This window comes from Sphingobacterium sp. UBA6317 (genome assembly GCF_002440385.1).
Classification (GTDB): domain Bacteria; phylum Bacteroidota; class Bacteroidia; order Sphingobacteriales; family Sphingobacteriaceae; genus Sphingobacterium; species Sphingobacterium multivorum.
In genome coordinates this window covers 69975-86895 of record NZ_DJTD01000069.1, presented here as the reverse complement: position 1 = coordinate 86895, position 16921 = coordinate 69975, and the positions used below count along the sequence as shown (strand labels likewise).

The 16921-nt window shown below is 36.0% G+C and carries 10 protein-coding genes; 7 read left to right on the top strand and 3 right to left on the bottom strand.

Annotated elements, in window-relative coordinates; translation table 11 throughout:
• The first annotated feature begins 85 nt into the window (after positions 1-85).
• The 4 genes from apaG to B3E92_RS23805 all read left to right on the top strand — a co-directional run bounded on the left by apaG (position 86) and on the right by B3E92_RS23805 (position 6404).
• Positions 86-472, top strand: a complete 387-nt coding sequence (apaG, locus tag B3E92_RS23820) for a Co2+/Mg2+ efflux protein ApaG (RefSeq protein WP_046673176.1) — start codon at positions 86-88, stop codon at positions 470-472.
• A 355-nt stretch (positions 473-827) separates the two neighbouring features.
• Positions 828-2693 (top strand): ABC-F family ATP-binding cassette domain-containing protein, encoded by a 1866-nt coding sequence (locus tag B3E92_RS23815; RefSeq protein WP_286898487.1) that lies wholly within the window; start codon positions 828-830, stop codon positions 2691-2693.
• A 93-nt stretch (positions 2694-2786) separates the two neighbouring features.
• Positions 2787-4646 (top strand): tRNA uridine-5-carboxymethylaminomethyl(34) synthesis enzyme MnmG, encoded by a 1860-nt coding sequence (mnmG, locus tag B3E92_RS23810; RefSeq protein WP_286898484.1) that lies wholly within the window; start codon positions 2787-2789, stop codon positions 4644-4646.
• Positions 4647-4724: 78 nt separating this feature from the next.
• Positions 4725-6404 carry an Ig-like domain-containing protein gene (locus tag B3E92_RS23805; RefSeq protein ID WP_286898483.1) on the top strand — a complete coding sequence of 560 codons (1680 nt, stop codon included), beginning with the start codon at positions 4725-4727 and terminating at the stop codon, positions 6402-6404.
• A gap of 48 nt (positions 6405-6452) precedes the next feature.
• Here B3E92_RS23805 and B3E92_RS23800 read toward each other — a convergent pair whose 3' ends face one another.
• Both B3E92_RS23800 and nadB read right to left on the bottom strand, forming a co-directional pair.
• Positions 6453-6959 (bottom strand): gamma carbonic anhydrase family protein, encoded by a 507-nt coding sequence (locus B3E92_RS23800; protein WP_070562667.1) that lies wholly within the window; start codon positions 6957-6959, stop codon positions 6453-6455.
• Positions 6960-6964: 5 nt separating this feature from the next.
• Positions 6965-8557, bottom strand: coding sequence for an L-aspartate oxidase (gene nadB, locus B3E92_RS23795; RefSeq protein WP_046673171.1), 1593 nt, complete (start codon positions 8555-8557; stop codon positions 6965-6967).
• A gap of 3147 nt (positions 8558-11704) precedes the next feature.
• Here nadB and nadA point away from each other — a divergent pair.
• Together nadA and thiL are read left to right on the top strand one after the other, a co-directional pair.
• Entirely contained in the window at positions 11705-12700 is a 996-nt protein-coding gene (gene nadA, locus B3E92_RS23790) for a quinolinate synthase NadA (RefSeq protein WP_070562663.1), read from the top strand.
• 225 nt (positions 12701-12925) lie between these two features.
• Positions 12926-13978 (top strand): thiamine-phosphate kinase, encoded by a 1053-nt coding sequence (gene thiL, locus B3E92_RS23785; RefSeq protein ID WP_286898481.1) that lies wholly within the window; start codon positions 12926-12928, stop codon positions 13976-13978.
• Positions 13979-14011: 33 nt separating this feature from the next.
• Here thiL and B3E92_RS23780 read toward each other — a convergent pair whose 3' ends face one another.
• The gene (locus tag B3E92_RS23780; RefSeq protein WP_286898479.1) at positions 14012-14800 is read right to left on the bottom strand and encodes a segregation and condensation protein A; all 789 of its coding nucleotides are present in this window, start codon (positions 14798-14800) and stop codon (positions 14012-14014) included.
• Positions 14801-14959: 159 nt separating this feature from the next.
• Here B3E92_RS23780 and dxs point away from each other — a divergent pair, with 159 nt between their 5' ends.
• The gene (gene dxs / locus B3E92_RS23775; RefSeq protein WP_159333486.1) at positions 14960-16888 is read left to right on the top strand and encodes a 1-deoxy-D-xylulose-5-phosphate synthase; all 1929 of its coding nucleotides are present in this window, start codon (positions 14960-14962) and stop codon (positions 16886-16888) included.
• Positions 16889-16921 lie beyond the last annotated feature (33 nt).

Genomic DNA, 16921 nt, shown 5'->3' with positions numbered 1-16921 from the left:
TTTTAAAATGATTATAATTTAGATTTTTAAACTCATTATTAGTATTTTAGCGTAAATATTCATTGCAACAATAAACATCATTCAAATGATCACACAAATTACAGAAGGCGTAAAAATCTCGGTTGAAACCATCTATCAATCGGAGTATTCGAATCCGGACCGTGAACATTTCATGTTTGCTTATCATATCAGCATAGAAAATCTCAGCGATTACACGGTTCAATTGATAAGTCGCTATTGGAAAATTTTTGATGCAAAAGGAGACTATAGGGAGGTATCTGGAGAAGGAGTAGTAGGCGAACAACCTATTATAGAACCTGGTCAGACTCATCAATACACCTCAGGTTGCAATCTCAATAGCGAATTCGGATTCATGGAAGGATATTATAATATGATCCGAACACTGGACAACGGCAGCTTTCAAGTTGAAATACCACGTTTCAATCTGATAGCGGATTACGCATTGAATTAATTTTATCAGGGCAGTATCATTATTGCCAATTAATCAAATAACGAAGCTTTTTTCGCATCGAATAAGAAACTATTTCTTTATTTTTGCGAGCATTCCAAATGAACAAGCGAACCTTTGGGACTTCGAATTATCATTTTACCCAATGGCAAAGGCTAACATTTGATCGTATGCCACCCAATAGATTACATTAGTCAGCAATCAAAACGATTATTGATTCAATATATAAATAACTGACAATCAATAGAAATATAACTAAAATATTGATTATCAACACGATATAAACTACCAAGAGAAGAAACCTACTGGTAGTGTTTTGGCGTGTAAATTGACTGAATATAATTTAGGGTGATATAACGTGAGTATTTTAGCTACAGAACAAGTAAGCCATTCCTTCCATGATAGATGGCTTTTTAAAGATTTACATTTCGGTCTCCAAAAGGGAGAACGTGTGGCCTTGGTCGGAATCAATGGCACAGGTAAATCAACCTTACTCGCCATTTTAGCAGAGCGAATCTTACCAACCTCAGGAAAAGTTGTAAAAGAAAAAGGTATAAAAATTGGTTTCTTAGAACAGGATCCTGATTTCACAGGATTAAAATCAATCAACGATTTTATTTATAGTACAGACAACGATCAACAACGTCTTATCCGTGAGTACGAGGAGCTGTTATTGGAAACTGATATCGATCAGAAAAAATTAGAAGATCTTACAGAAAAAATAAGTTCATTGAATGCCTGGGAGTATGAGCATAATATTAAGACGATTCTTAATCGTTTAAACATTATGGATTTCCATCAAGATATCAAAAGTTTATCAGGGGGCCAACGAAAACGCCTTGCGCTAGCCAAGCTTTTGATAGACGAGCCGGATATTTATATATTAGATGAACCCACCAACCATTTGGATATAGAGACTATTGAATGGCTTGAAAAACTACTAACAACAGGTAGCAAAACCGTTCTTTTAGTAACGCACGATCGCTACTTCTTGGATAATATCTGTACGGAGATTCGAGAGCTGGATAGGGGCAATCTCTTTACCTATAAAGGTAACTATTCTTATTTTCTAGAAAAGAAGTCGGAACGTGAAAATATTGATGCGGTTATGGTTGAGAAAAGCAGAAATCTACTTCGCCGTGAATTGGAGTGGATGCGTCGTCAACCACAGGCACGTGGTACCAAATCCAAATCACGTATTGAAGCATACTATGACTTGGAAGAAAAATCTAAAGCAATTAAAGGAAACGACTCGGTACAACTCAGTGTGAAAGTAAGCAGGCAGGGCTCAAAAATACTCGAACTAGGACATGTTGCCAAACGTTATGGAGCAAAAGAAATCATACATGATTTTTCATACACCTTTAAAAAAGGTGATCGTATTGGTCTAGCGGGAAAAAATGGTACTGGAAAATCAACCTTTCTTAATTTAATCACGGGAGAAGAAAAACCTGATACAGGGTCTATAGCGGTAGGGGAAACCACAGTATATGGCTACTATAAACAGGGCGGATTGGAAGTAAATGAAAACGATCGAGTATTAGATGTTGTAAAAAATATAGCAGACTATATTGAAATGGCAAATGGGGAAGTAATCACGGCATCACAGCTGCTAACCCACTTTTTATTTCCTCCTGAAAAACAATTTGGTTTCGTTAACAAATTAAGTGGGGGGGAGAAAAAAAGACTTCAATTAATGCGTGTTTTAATGAAGAATCCAAATTTTTTAATTCTGGATGAACCATCCAATGATTTGGACATTGATACATTAAACGTGCTGGAAGATTTTCTTGACAACTACAAAGGAGTACTCATATTAGTATCACACGACAGGTATCTATTAGATAAATTGACGGATCAACTTTTCATTTTTGAAGGAAAGGGGATCGTGCAGATATACAACGGAAATTATGCTGACTTTAAACTTGAACAGGAAGAAATCCAAAAATTAGAAAAGGAAAAACAAAAAAGGATAACCCAGGAACAGGTAAAGCCAATTGTAAAAGAGGAAAAGAAAAAACTCTCGTACAAGGAACAATTGGAATATAACAAACTAGAAGAAGAAATCGAAAAACTGGAAACACAAGTAGCGTTAAAAACGGAGGAACTAAACCAGGTAACAGATCATCTAAAACTTTCTTCCTTAGCGGAAGAAATTCAATCTATCCAAAAACAGATAGACGATAAATCCGAAAGATGGTTATATCTTGCTGATTTTATGTAAAATTTTACCACAGGTTTCACGTGGAACACAAAGAAAACGTAAATTTACAAAGAAATAAAAACACCACGTTTCACGTGGAACAAGAATAGAAAAATGTTTAAAAAATATAATGTAATTGTCGTTGGTGCGGGCCATGCCGGATGTGAGGCAGCGGCGGCAGCAGCTAACTTAGGTTCGTCCACTTTACTCATCACAATGAATATGGGAGTAATAGCGCAAATGAGTTGTAACCCCGCTATCGGTGGAGTAGCCAAAGGACAGATAGTAAGAGAAATTGATGCTATGGGCGGATATACTGGTATCATAGCAGATAAATCAACCATTCAATTCCGAATGTTAAATCTTTCGAAAGGTCCTGCCATGTGGAGTCCGCGGACCCAAAATGACCGAATGCGGTTTGCAGAAGAATGGAGATTACAACTCGAGTCTCTTCCTAATTTAGATATGTGGCAAGATACCGTAAAAGAAGTTATCGTAAAAAACGGAAAAGCTTGCGGTGTCATCACTTCGATGGGAATCGAAATAGAATCGGACGCCGTGGTACTGACCAATGGAACTTTTCTAAATGGTGTAATTCACATTGGGGACAAGAAATTTGGAGGCGGTAGAACCGGAGAGAAGGCAGCCACAGGTTTAACCGAACAACTTGTTTCCCTTGGTTTCGAATCAGGAAGAATGAAGACAGGAACGCCACCACGTATAGATGGAAGAAGCCTTAATTATGCGTTAATGGAAGAACAGTGGGGCGACGAAAAAAGAGGGCGGTTCTCCTATACAGATGTAGAGATACCAACTGAACAACGCTGTTGTTGGATTACCTATACAAACGATAAGGTCCACGAAATGCTACGCACTGGGTTTGAAAAATCACCCATGTTTACGGGACGTATCAAAGGATTGGGACCACGCTATTGCCCTTCAATAGAAGATAAAATAAATCGTTTTGCCGAGCGTGAAAGACATCAGATATTCGTGGAGCCCGAAGGCTTCAAAACAGTAGAAATTTATGTCAACGGATTCTCCACCTCATTGCCAGAAGACGTACAATTGAAAGCTTTGCAATTGATCCCAGGCTTTGAAAATGCGAAAATGTACCGCCCAGGTTATGCCATAGAGTACGACTACTTTCCACCAATGCAATTGGATCTAACCTTAGAAACTCAATTGGTGAAACATCTATTTTTCGCAGGACAGATCAATGGGACAACTGGCTATGAAGAGGCCGCTGCTCAAGGTTTCCTAGCCGGGATAAATGCGCATCAACGTATCAATGATGATAAGGAACTTATTCTAAAACGATCCGAATCTTATATAGGTGTATTGGTCGACGACCTCGTAACAAAAGGAACTGAAGAGCCGTACCGCATGTTTACATCAAGAGCAGAACACCGTCTACTTTTACGCCAAGATAATGCTGATATTCGCTTAACCCCCTTAGCTTACAAATTGGGATTGGTAGGAGAAGAAAGACTCAAAAAAGTGCAAGACAAAATTGATAACTCCAATAAAATAATCGAGTATCTCAAACAAAATTCGACCAATGTCGAAAAGATGAATACCGTATTAGCCGAAGTTGGCTCAAGCGCACTTCCGCAAAAAACAAGGTTGAGTAATGTTCTTGCAAGACCACAAGTTGGTATCCAAGATATTCTGAAAGGAGACGAAGGCTTTGCACACTATGTATCCCAATTCGATAATGATACCATTGAACAAGCAGAGATCAATCTCAAATATGAAAGCTATTTCCATAAAGAGATGGAAATTGTCAATCGCATGAAGAAGATGGAAGATAGAGAAATTAATCCTGATTTTGACTACAGCCTATTAACATCGCTATCAATTGAGGCAAGACAAAAGTTATCTAAAGTTAAACCACGTACACTGGGGCAAGCTTCAAGAATCTCAGGCGTTTCGCCCTCTGATATCACTGTATTGATGGTCCACATGAGTTAAACAACTGAATGCTAAATACTTATACACTAAACATCACAAAGCTTAAAATAAGCGATTTAAGACAATATTCTATTTTTTATGACAACTTCTTTAAGAGAAAATAAAAGTGGTTCAGAAAGGCTAAAAAGTAGCTTAAAAACAAGATTACTTATTTTAAGCATGTTTATTATGCTTATTGGCTTGTCCATACAATGTGCGAGCATACAACAGCCCACGGGGGGGCCAAAAGATTCTATTCCTCCGAAGATACTATTGGAAAGCCCTACGAATTTTTCGAAGAATTTTACAGCTAAAAAAATAGTGATCACGTTTGACGAGTATATCAAGCTGGCAAATCAACAAAAGGAATTCAGTATTACGCCAGACATGGGAAGCAATCCAGAATTCAAGGTGAAGAAAAAAAATCTAGAAATTACCTTACCTGATTCCCTAGAAAAGAATACAACCTACAGCATATACTTCGGTAAAGGACTAGTTGATTATAACGCTGGAAATGCATTGGTCAATTATGCTTACGTATTCGCGACAGGAGATAAAATAGATTCACTCAGTATATCCGGTAATGTAAAAAGTGCTATAACGAAAGAGGTCCAAAAGGATGTTAAAGTCTTGTTGATCCCCATTAGCCAAGACTCGATTTTTGGTAAAAAGAAGGCGAATATATTCACGACAACGGATACTGCAGGTAACTATAAACTAAACAATCTAAGAGAGGGAACTTATCGCATTTACGCACTTCAAGAAAAAAATAACGATAGAATCTATAATGGTGCTGATGAAGAAATAGGTTTCCTAAAAGACTCTATCGTGCTAGAGCGAGACTTGAGCAATATCAACTTGGAGATCTTCAAAGGAATCCCAAAAAAGTTTAGAACCCAAGAGAAGAAATTTGAAAAAAATGGAAGTATACTTCTTGTTTTTAATAGAAGAGTCGACAAGCCCAAACTTGATATCCTAAATGACGAAGTAAACAACAAGGATAAAAAAGTACGTTTTTCAAAGACATCAGACTCGGCTACTTTGTTTATTCCAAATTTAAAAATAGACTCCCTAAAGCTTGTTCTGACAGAAAATGAAAGACCATTGGATACCATTCTCATTAGAAAAGGGAATGTAAAAATTGAGCAGACAATTGAGCCTATTTTTACGCCAAATAATGGACGGGTCGATCGAATTACACACCTTCAGGTATCTGCTTTCACACCGATCAAAAATATCGATAAAACCAAGTTAAAATTCAAAGAAGACTCATTGGTCCGGACCAATTACCAACTAGCCGTAGATACAGCAAATACCAATATCTACCATATTCGCTATAATTGGAGAAAAGAGAAAAAGTACCAAATCGAGTTTACAGAAGGCGCTATAACAGGCTATTTTGGCGAACAAAACAAAGAGAAAAAGCTCGATTTGACCTATGACGATAGTGAAAACTATGGGGATCTGACATTTGATTTTACAGATCTAGATAGCAATACAACCTATTTGGTTGAGTTAATCAATGAGAAAAAAGATAAGGTCTATCGCGTCGACAAAATAAACATGAACAACCCGGCTGTTGTATACAAACAGTATCCTGGAGGAAAGTATAGTATACGTGTGATACGCGACGACAATAATAATGGAATCTGGGACACTGGAGATGTCGAAAAGAAAACTTTTCCTGAACCTGTTGTATATCTAAATAAAGTATTTACGATACGTGCTAATTGGGAACAGAAAGATAGTTTTTCATTGAGTGGCCTCAAAAAAAATTAATTGAGGCCATTCTAAAATAACTTATTTAATATTGCTAATTCGATTAAGCTAAAACCAGGAACTGTACAGAACATAATTATGTGGTAGTTTCTGCAATAGATCTTTCTGCTCTTCAGTAAGTGCTTTTATCTTTTTGGCAGGTACTCCAGCATATAGAAATCCCGATTCACAACGAGTATTTTCCAAAACTACTGCACCAGCTGCTACAATAACATTCGATTCAACAATCGCATTATCCATAACAATAGCTCCCATACCAATGAGTACATGATCTTCCAAAATACATCCATGTACCATAGCCTGATGCCCTATACTTACATAATTTCCGATCGTAGTACCGCATTTTTTATAGGTACAATGTATAACCGCTCCATCTTGAATATTAGTATAATTACCGATACGAATATAATTGACATCTCCGCGTATGACAGCATTAAACCATACCGAACAGTGATGTCCAATCTCCACATCGCCTACAATCGTTGAATTGGGTGCTAAGAAGCATTCTTCGGCTATCACCGGAGATTTATCCAAAACAGATAAAATAAGTGCCATATTCCTTAAAAAATTGTATCCTGTAATACTTCCGAATGTTTCGGATAGTCCGTTGTATAATGCAATCCCCTACTTTCTTTCCGTAACATAGCTGATTTTGTCACGATATAAGCTACTTGAATAACATTACGTAATTCACACAGTTTAACAGAAAGCCTTGTATTTCGATAAAATTCTTCGGTCTCCTCATACAAGAGATGTAGCCGTTTAAGAGCTCTTTCAAGCCTAAAATCGGAACGGACAATGCCAACATAGTCACTCATAATCTTTTGGCACTCGCGTAAATTATGACTTACCAAAATATCCTCATTTGAAAGAGAGGTTTTAGAGTCATCCCATTCGGGGACATCAACAATATGGTTAATCAATCCTATCGACTTTGTGGCATCCAGGAAAATACGATGTGCATAAACAAGCGCTTCAAGAAGTGAATTAGAAGCTAATCGGTTTGCCCCATGTAGGCCAGTAGAAGAACACTCTCCGCAAGCATATAAGTTAACGAGGCTACTGCGTCCAAAATCATCTACATAAATGCCTCCACAGAGGTAATGCGCAGCCGGTGTAACCGGTATAAAATCCTTCGCCATATCCAGTCCGATCGAAAGACACTTTTCATAAATATTTGGAAAATGCTTGATAATATCTTCCTTATTCCGATGCGTGATATCAAGGTACACATAATCTATACCAGATTTCTTCATCTCGGCATCAATAGCTCTAGCAACGATGTCTCTTGGTGCCAAAGAAGCACGTTCATCGTACTCCTCCATGAAAGATTCACCATTGATCCTTCTTAAAATACCCCCAAATCCACGTACGGCTTCAGATACCAAAAATGCAGGAGAGTCCTTTGGATTGTATAAAGAAGTAGGGTGAAATTGCATAAACTCCATATTACGTACCTTACCTTTTGCCCGATACACCATAGCAATACCATCTCCAGTCGCAATAGTTGGATTTGTTGTACTTGAATAAACATGCCCTGCTCCTCCAGAAGCCATCACAGTAACCTTACTCAAAATCTTATCTACTAAATGTGATGAGGTATTAAAAGCATAAATTCCATAACAGGTAATGTCTTCCCTGTTCTTATCCACGTATTCCCCCAAATGATGCTGTGTAATCAAATCAATGGCAAAGTAATGCGTTACGATTTCAATGTTGGGATCACTATGTGCTTGCGCCAATAATGCACGCTCAATTTCATAGCCAGTTATATCTTTATAATGTAAAATACGATGAGCGGAATGTCCCCCCTCTTTTGCCAGATCATATAACCCCGATTCCTCCTTGTCAAATGATGTTCCGTATGAAATAAGTTCTGCAATCCGTTCCGGTGCTTCTCTCACTACGTTTTCCACAATTTCAACATCGCATAAACCATCCCCAGCAATCTGAGTATCAATGATATGCTTCTCAAAGCTATCTGACTTATCCACAACGGCAGCCACTCCCCCTTGCGCATATTTTGTATTAGACTCATCCTCATTGGACTTAGTGACTATCAATACTTTACCGAATTTCGATGCTTTTAAAGCAAAGCTTAATCCAGCAATACCTGATCCAATGACCAAAAAATCTACCTTTCTATCTGCCATATAAATTAAAATTCACAAACTATCCCCAAAAGTGACGACTCAAATTAACGAAAAATGTGGAAAACGTGTAAATAAAAGGTTAAATAAAAATGAAAAGTATTTAACAATTCACAAATCCCCTATTTGCAAGCCTTATTTCTAAAATTTTTCCGCACAAAAATCTAGAGATTTCCACATTTTCTAAACAAAAACTATTCAACAAAAATATATGGAAAATAAAAAATAAGATAATTTAGAATTTTAAAAATCAGGTCTTTAATGAATAAATTCTGTTGAAAAATTGTTGAAAACTCTATAAAAACCTAAAATCAAAATCGAAATAACCTAATTTATACCACTTTTCCACACCATAATAAACAATAAGAGATTTTCTATTTTAAATAATTAGTATTTATTGAAAAAAAAGATTGTGGAATACGTTCGAAAATCTTTGTTTAGTTTTGTCAAGTTCGATTAGAAGCGGTTAGATTTCGATATTCGGGAATTATAAAGTCCCCTATTGAAATATTTAATTCTAATTGAGTTTATTTTATTTTTTAAATTTCCTATTGACTTTTAAAGCGCTTTAGGATTGACTATTTATTTTATTTTTTTTTGTGTATGGATTTAATCTAGTTTCAGCGCGTTATTTATAATTTTTTTAAAAAAAATATAGGTTTAAGTCGTTTTATACTTGGATATTTTCCCGTGTGGGATCTTATTTCAATTTTATCGCTTTGTAACCGATAGAAATCGGATCAGAAAAGTTTTAATTCTAATTTGGATGCTATGAGATTTTAATATTTCTGTCTTTAGAGCAGATAAATTCTTTTATTGAATTCTAATAGTTGCTAATCTTTGCTTTTAAAATTGATATGAAAAAGGCAATTTAATTGATTTTGATATTTGGATTTTAAACTGTTTGAGGTTTGCTTATTTGCGTATTTTTTTCAAAAATATGTGAATTTTGCTTTCTCAACGAGGTAAAATTGGCGTCAAAAATTTCTGTACTTTATCAGCAAAGTTTTCAAAAATGGAAATTGAGAGGTATTTGGTTATTGGAATTTTTTATTCCTGGATCTGCCTGTTTATATTCAGATTTGGCTACGATATTTGTTTGGTTTTCGCGGGATTGAATTTTAAACAGAATCTCAAGGCGATTGTTTAAAAATATACCTGTTTAGAATTGGATATTTTTTAAAAATTTGTTTTCAGGGCTTTTTAATACATTCTATGGCCTTAAATAGTAAATTTTTTAAGATCTAAGTGAAATTCGAAGATTGACTTGTTAATAATTTTGGAATGCAGATAATTTCTTCAAATAATTTATTGCAGAACAAACAATCTTACTATATTTGCAGCCCAACATCGGTTAAATGGAGGAAATATCCAAATTTAGATCAGTGACATTAGAATATTTTGGATTATTGCTATCTGGCAATTTTTTAGATCATTCTCAGGGTTTATTTTTCTAAAATTAAGCTCTTATAGATTGAATATATTTTGTTGATTCGTTATTTGTATGGAATATTTAATTCTAAGCGAGTTTGTCGTTTTTAAAGCGCTTTATCAGTTGCATATTTAGTATTTTTTTTAATATTATCTATGTATTTGAATGTCAAGTACTATAATCCGCAAATTTTATAATTGCCTAAATTTTGAATAATTTATTTTTATTTTATATGAATTAATATCTTTTAAGTTATATATTTTTAGTTTATTGTATTTTATGCGATAGTTATTGCCAGATGATTATTCTAGCGGTATATACGCTCCGATTGTGTTATATTGAGTTTAGAATAGAGCTATTTAAAGGATTTTTATCTAGATACAAGGTATTATTAACTTTATTTTGTGTTATTTCGACTGAATTTGTGATTGCTATAAAATTTCCTGTAATTAGATAGCAAAAAAAGTTATATTAAGCTTCTTAGAATTAAATAAAGGCACTATTCTAGATCACAGCGGTCAATTTTTAATTCTCATCCAGTTTATTTTGGATACTATACACATTATTTTAGTCGAATTTCAATTTGCGGGAATTAGTGCCTTTTAAAGTCGCTTCTACTCGATTCATTTAATTTTTTTATAAATATCTAATTCTTATCGTGTTTATTCTGAATTATTTTATTCAACCCTATTAGGCCTGATCCGATAAATTTATCCCTGTTATATTCCTATATTCATTTTTACAGGCTAATAATACTTATATATGCTATTCTCGACGGGTTTATTTTGGAAATAATGCCTTCTATTGGTTATTTGCGGCGTATTATGATTTAGGAAAATTGATTTTGGCCCTACGCTGGTCATCGTTGCTGTATGAGTTGGCAAGTGAGAATATATAAACTTCAGCTACTCGCGATTAGAATGCCATATATTGGTTAGGCAGTGATAAAATATGCTATAGACGATTCTAAGAGCCTTTATTTCATTTTCGGTGCTATTTTTATGCTTTCCGTGCTGCACGTATAGACAATTCTCTCAAAATTTGCGAAAATAAACTCGCTGAGAATTTGATATAAAATTATACATCAATCCAAGATTTATTAATCTATCCTATACGGCCTCAAAACCGTTTTCTTATCTGAAATGTTAATAAATAAAGCTTCCTTTTGTGCCATATTTTTCATTGTTTTGTAATATGCCTAAAAACGTTTCTTAGGCTACGAAAGTAAGTTATGGATGAAACTGATTTTCGAAGATCGAAATAATGTGAAATAAACCCTTTCAGTTTTTGTTATAAACGAAGAGCTTGAATAGTTTTCCAAATATCCAAGTCTAAAAGAGTTTATATGGGCATAACACTGTATAATTAAACTGTATATAAATTAATTTAACTATTAAGGTTTGTTAATGTTTGTTTTGCATGATCAAGTACATATATTGCTGTCAGTTCTACTAAATCATGTAATTGGACAAAAGTCGCCATTGTTCGATCAAATTTACAAACTTACATTATCCAATGAGCTCGACTTAAAAAACACGTTGTAATCTGTTACTAATTAATAATAGGTTTTATATCAGTGTTTTATTCACTATAATCTACTAATGGATCAAATGGAAGCGAGAGCTATATTACCACGACTTGATTAATTTGCTTTTAATTGACTTTTATATATATAACAATGCTTATTTTTGTTGCTCATAAAAGTTGAAACTACTCGCATGGAAATTGTAAATTATGAGCTTCAAGCAAAAGGTTATATCGATGCTCCGATTGATCCCTCACTGGATTTGATTAAAGAGATCCAACGCTTAAAGAAAGAAAAGAAGGCTGTCATCTTGGCTCACTATTATCAAGAGTCTGAAATACAAGATATAGCAGATTATATAGGAGATAGTCTTGGCTTATCGCAGGAAGCTGCGAAAACCGATGCAGATGTAATTGTTTTTGCTGGAGTACATTTCATGGCTGAGACGGCTAAAATACTTTCACCGACGAAGAAGGTTCTTTTGCCAGATGCTAAAGCCGGTTGTTCATTGTCAGATTCATGCCCACCACATCTTTTTGCTAAATTTAAAGAGCAATATCCTGATCATTTGGTGATTACCTATGTAAATTGTACGGCTGAATTGAAAGCTCTTTCAGATATTGTATGCACATCAAGCAACGCTGTTCAGATTGTTGAGAGTCTTCCGGAGGATCAGAAAATCATTTTCGGTCCAGATCGCAACCTAGGTGCATATGTTAAGAAGAAAACAGGACGTGACCTGGTACTTTGGAATGGAGCTTGTATGGTGCATGAAATTTTTTCTCAAGATAAAATTGACCGTTTGAAAAGCGAGCACCCCGAGGCTAAGTTTATTGCCCATCCAGAGTGTGAAGATCATATACTCGCGATAGCTGATTATGTGGGATCGACTGCTGGAATGCTTAAATTTACCCAAACAGATAAAGCCCAGGCTTATATTGTTGCTACAGAATCAGGCATTCTTTACCAAATGCAAAAAGCGAGTCCACATAAGACTTTTATTCCTGCTCCTCCTAATAATGCCTGTGCATGTAATGATTGTCCGCATATGAAGCTTAATACGCTTGAAAAGCTATACAACTGTCTAAAGTATGAGTCCCCTGAAATTCTTCTTACTGAGGATGTGATTCTTCGTGCACAACGTCCTATTGAACGTATGTTGGAAATATCAGCGCGCTTAGGACTATAGATTTGTTGTATTTTGCTACGATTAGCTATCGTAGATTATTGATTTTTAACGTAATACAAACAATTTTTATGAATGTTTGTCCTAGCTTGTAATTAAGACGCTTAGCTGGATAAGCATATAAATTCATTGGACTTATAGCTATACTTGTTTTGTAATGCCATCTTAATGCATCAGTCAAAGATGATTATCCGGCATTACCTATATTAAACTTTTAAACTTTTTAGCATGTTTGATTTTGATAATACCGAGCGGACCAATCTAGAGGAAATGGGCGAGTTTGGACTGATTGATTATATAAGTAAGGCTGTTGAATTAACAGAAAAATCCACAATTAAAGGGATTGGCGATGATGCTGCTGTTCTAGATTTTGGAGGTAAAAAAACCTTGATATCTACTGATCTACTGTTGGAAGGGATTCATTTTGATCTTAGATATGTTCCGTTAAAACATCTAGGTTACAAAGCTGTTCAGGTCAATTTGAGCGATATTTACGCGATGAACGGAATAGCTTCACAAATTACCTTTTCAATAGGTCTGTCCTCAAAATTTCCATTGGAAGCTGTAGAAGAGATTTATCAGGGAGCATTGATTGCCTGTAAGAAATATAATGTCGACTTAATTGGCGGAGACACTTCCGCTTCAGCCCAAGGCTTGGTTATTTCTGTGACAAGCATAGGTTATGCTGATACAGATCAGATTGTTTATCGTAATGGTGCGCAGGAAGGTGATCTCTTGTGTGTGTCTGGTGATCTAGGGGCAGCTTATATGGGCTTACAGCTCTTGGAGCGTGAAAAGGATATCTATTTAGAAAATCCCAATGTACAGCCTGATTTAGAGGGAAAAGATTATATTGTTGAACGTCAATTGAAACCTGAAGCCCGGAAAGACATTGTTGAATTATTTGCCAAGCTAGGGATCAAGCCCACAGCGATGATGGATATTTCAGACGGGCTTGCATCAGAAATTCTACATATTTGCAGACAATCTGACAAAGGTTGCAGATTATATGAGGAAAAAATTCCATTGGATCAGATGACTTATGATACGGGGCGGGAATTTGGCATTGATCCAACCGTAGCCGCACTTAATGGCGGTGAAGATTATGAACTACTGTTCACAATAGCTCAGGCCGATCATGATAAAATCAAAAACTTACCGGATATTAGCATTATTGGTTATATGACGCCAAGATCGGAAGGTTGTGAGATGATTTCCAAATCTGGGAATCTTTATCCGATAACGGCACAAGGCTGGAATGCATTTAAGAAAAAAGATTAATACGAAAAAGACCTGTTCAAAACAGGTCTTTTTTTATGCTTCTTCCTCCTCAAACAGGAGTTCCTCCGTCTCATTTGGATCTCTTTCACCTACATTGAAATTGTTATAGCCTAAGCCCACTTCGATCTGTAATAATCGCTGCTGGAGCATTTCGAGAATCGCTAAAAAGTTATAGACGAACTGTATTTTATTTTCTGAGTTTTTAAGAATTTCTTGAAAATCTAATTTTTTATTGATTTCAATCAGTTCGGCAATTGCTTTCTTCTGTTGTTCAATGGTGTATGGATATTTGACAACTGTATGGGTTACTTCAGGGGGACGATTACGGAATTGATACATCATTTGCTCGTAAATCATCATTAGACCATAGAGGTCGAAGCTATCCAAATTTTCTCCGGTAGAATCTAATTTTAGTCTTTGATGGATATCATAGCGTATGTTGCCTCGGCTGTATAGTTTGAGACGATTTTCTTCCAAGACTCTCAATTCTTCACAGGTCTCTTTAAATTGCTTATAGAGAATAAGTTTTTGAACAAGATCTTCTCTTAGATCGATTTCATTTTCATTGTCGTCCAGATCCAGACGAGGTAATAGCATTTTAGCTTTGATACGCATCAGTGTAGAAGCAACAAAGATAAACTCGCTTGCCATTTCCATATTGAGCGCTTGCATTTGGCTCACATACGATAAAAAATCATCTGTAATCTTTGAAATCGGTATATCGTGGATATTTAGTTCATCCCGTTCGATAAAAAATAATAATAAATCAAAAGGTCCCTCAAATTGAGGAAGCTTGATTTCGTAGCCTTCTTCTACTTCCATATCTTATACAAATTTACATATAAAATCTTTTGGAATAACTTCGATACAAACTATTCATTATTTTATTTGTTGTTCATCAATATGTAAATGCGATTTATTTTAAAGATTAAATAAAATTGTCGTTACTTTGTACGAACATATCATGTAAATAGCAGTACTATGCAGTTTGAGGCTGGAGAACTATTAAGTAAAATAAACGATCCCTCTGATCTTAAAAAGCTAAAGGAAGACCAATTAGAACAGTTAAGTCAGGAATTACGTCAATTTATTATTGATCAGGTTTCGGTTAATGGTGGTCACTTTGCAGCAAGTTTGGGAGTCGTCGAGTTAACGGTGGCGTTACATTACGTAATGAATACCCCATACGATCAATTGATTTGGGATGTAGGTCATCAGGCTTATGGGCATAAAATCCTAACGGGGCGTCGCGATATATTTCATACAAATCGAATTGAGAACGGAATTTCGGGTTTTCCTAACCGTTTTGAATCTCAATACGATGCATTTGGTGTTGGACACTCGTCAACATCTATTTCTGCAGCATTAGGCATGGCAGTCGCTTCCCAAATAAAGGGTGAAAAGGATCGTCAGCATATCGCGGTTATCGGTGATGGTGCCTTGACTGGTGGAATGGCATTTGAAGCACTTAATCATGCCGGTATTTCGAAATCAAACCTTTTGGTTATTCTGAATGACAACTGCATGTCCATTGACCCTAATGTAGGCGCATTGAAGGAGTATTTGACAAGTATAACAACCTCCAAGCGCTATAATCGTTTTAGAGACGATATCGCAGCTGTATTGACCAAGATTTCGGAAGTTGGTCCAAATGCACTTGGTATTGCCAAAAAATTGGAAAAAAGCATAAAGGGAACTTTATTAAAAAATGCCAATCTCTTTGAATCTTTAAATTTTAGATATTTTGGACCGGTTGATGGGCATGATGTCAAGAAATTGGCTAAGACCCTTGAAGACCTTAAGCATATACCGGGGCCTAAATTATTGCATGCCGTCACCATCAAAGGAAAAGGTTTTGCGCTAGCTGAAAAAGATCAGACGAAATGGCATGCTCCAGGTCTATTCGATAAAATTACGGGTGAGATCAAGAAGTCTTTGAATGATAAACCGGTAGCACCTAAATTTCAAGATGTTTTTGGACATACTTTAGTTGAGCTTGCGGAAGAAAATGATAAGATTGTGGGGATCACGCCTGCAATGCCTTCTGGTTCTTCCATGAACATTATGATGAAAGCTATGCCTGGCCGTGCATTTGACGTTGGTATTGCTGAGCAGCATGCAGTTACATTCAGTGCGGGACTCGCAACACAGGGATTATTACCATTCTGTAATATCTATTCGTCGTTTATGCAACGCGCTTATGATCAAGTCATCCATGATGTTGCATTACAAAATCTGAATGTTGTTTTCTGTTTGGATCGTGCGGGAGTGGTCGGTGCGGATGGTGCGACACATCATGGCGCTTATGATATCGCTTTTATGCGCTGTGTTCCAAATATGACGGTTTCTGCGCCGATGAATGAGGAAGAGTTACGAAATTTAATGTATACAGCGCAGTTACCCAATAAAGGTCCGTTTGTTATTAGATATCCTAGAGGAAATGGTGTTATGCCAGACTGGCGTCGCCCATTTACAGAAATAGAAATAGGAAAGGGGCGTCTTATATCAGCAGGTGAGGAGCTTGCTATCTTAAGTTTTGGAGCGATAGGAAATGAAGCTGTTAAAGCGGTACAGCAGTTAAATGAACTGGGAATACATCCAGCGCATTATGATCTTCGATTTGCTAAACCATTGGATGAAGCTTTGCTTCATCAGGTCTTTCAGAAATTTGATAAAATTATCACGGTTGAAGATGGAAGTTTACAGGGGGGCATAGGTTCGGCTGTATTGGAGTTTATGGCCGATCACGGATATCATAGCCAGGTTGTTCGTTTGGGTATTCCGGATAAGATCATTGAGCATGCTGAACAAAATGCACAGTGGAAGCATGCACACTACGATGCTGATGCTATCGTATCAGAAGCCAAAAAACTTTGCAATGGAAAATTGACCAGCTCAATGGTCGGATAAGAGCTATACATTTGAAAAATGAAAAAGGAGATC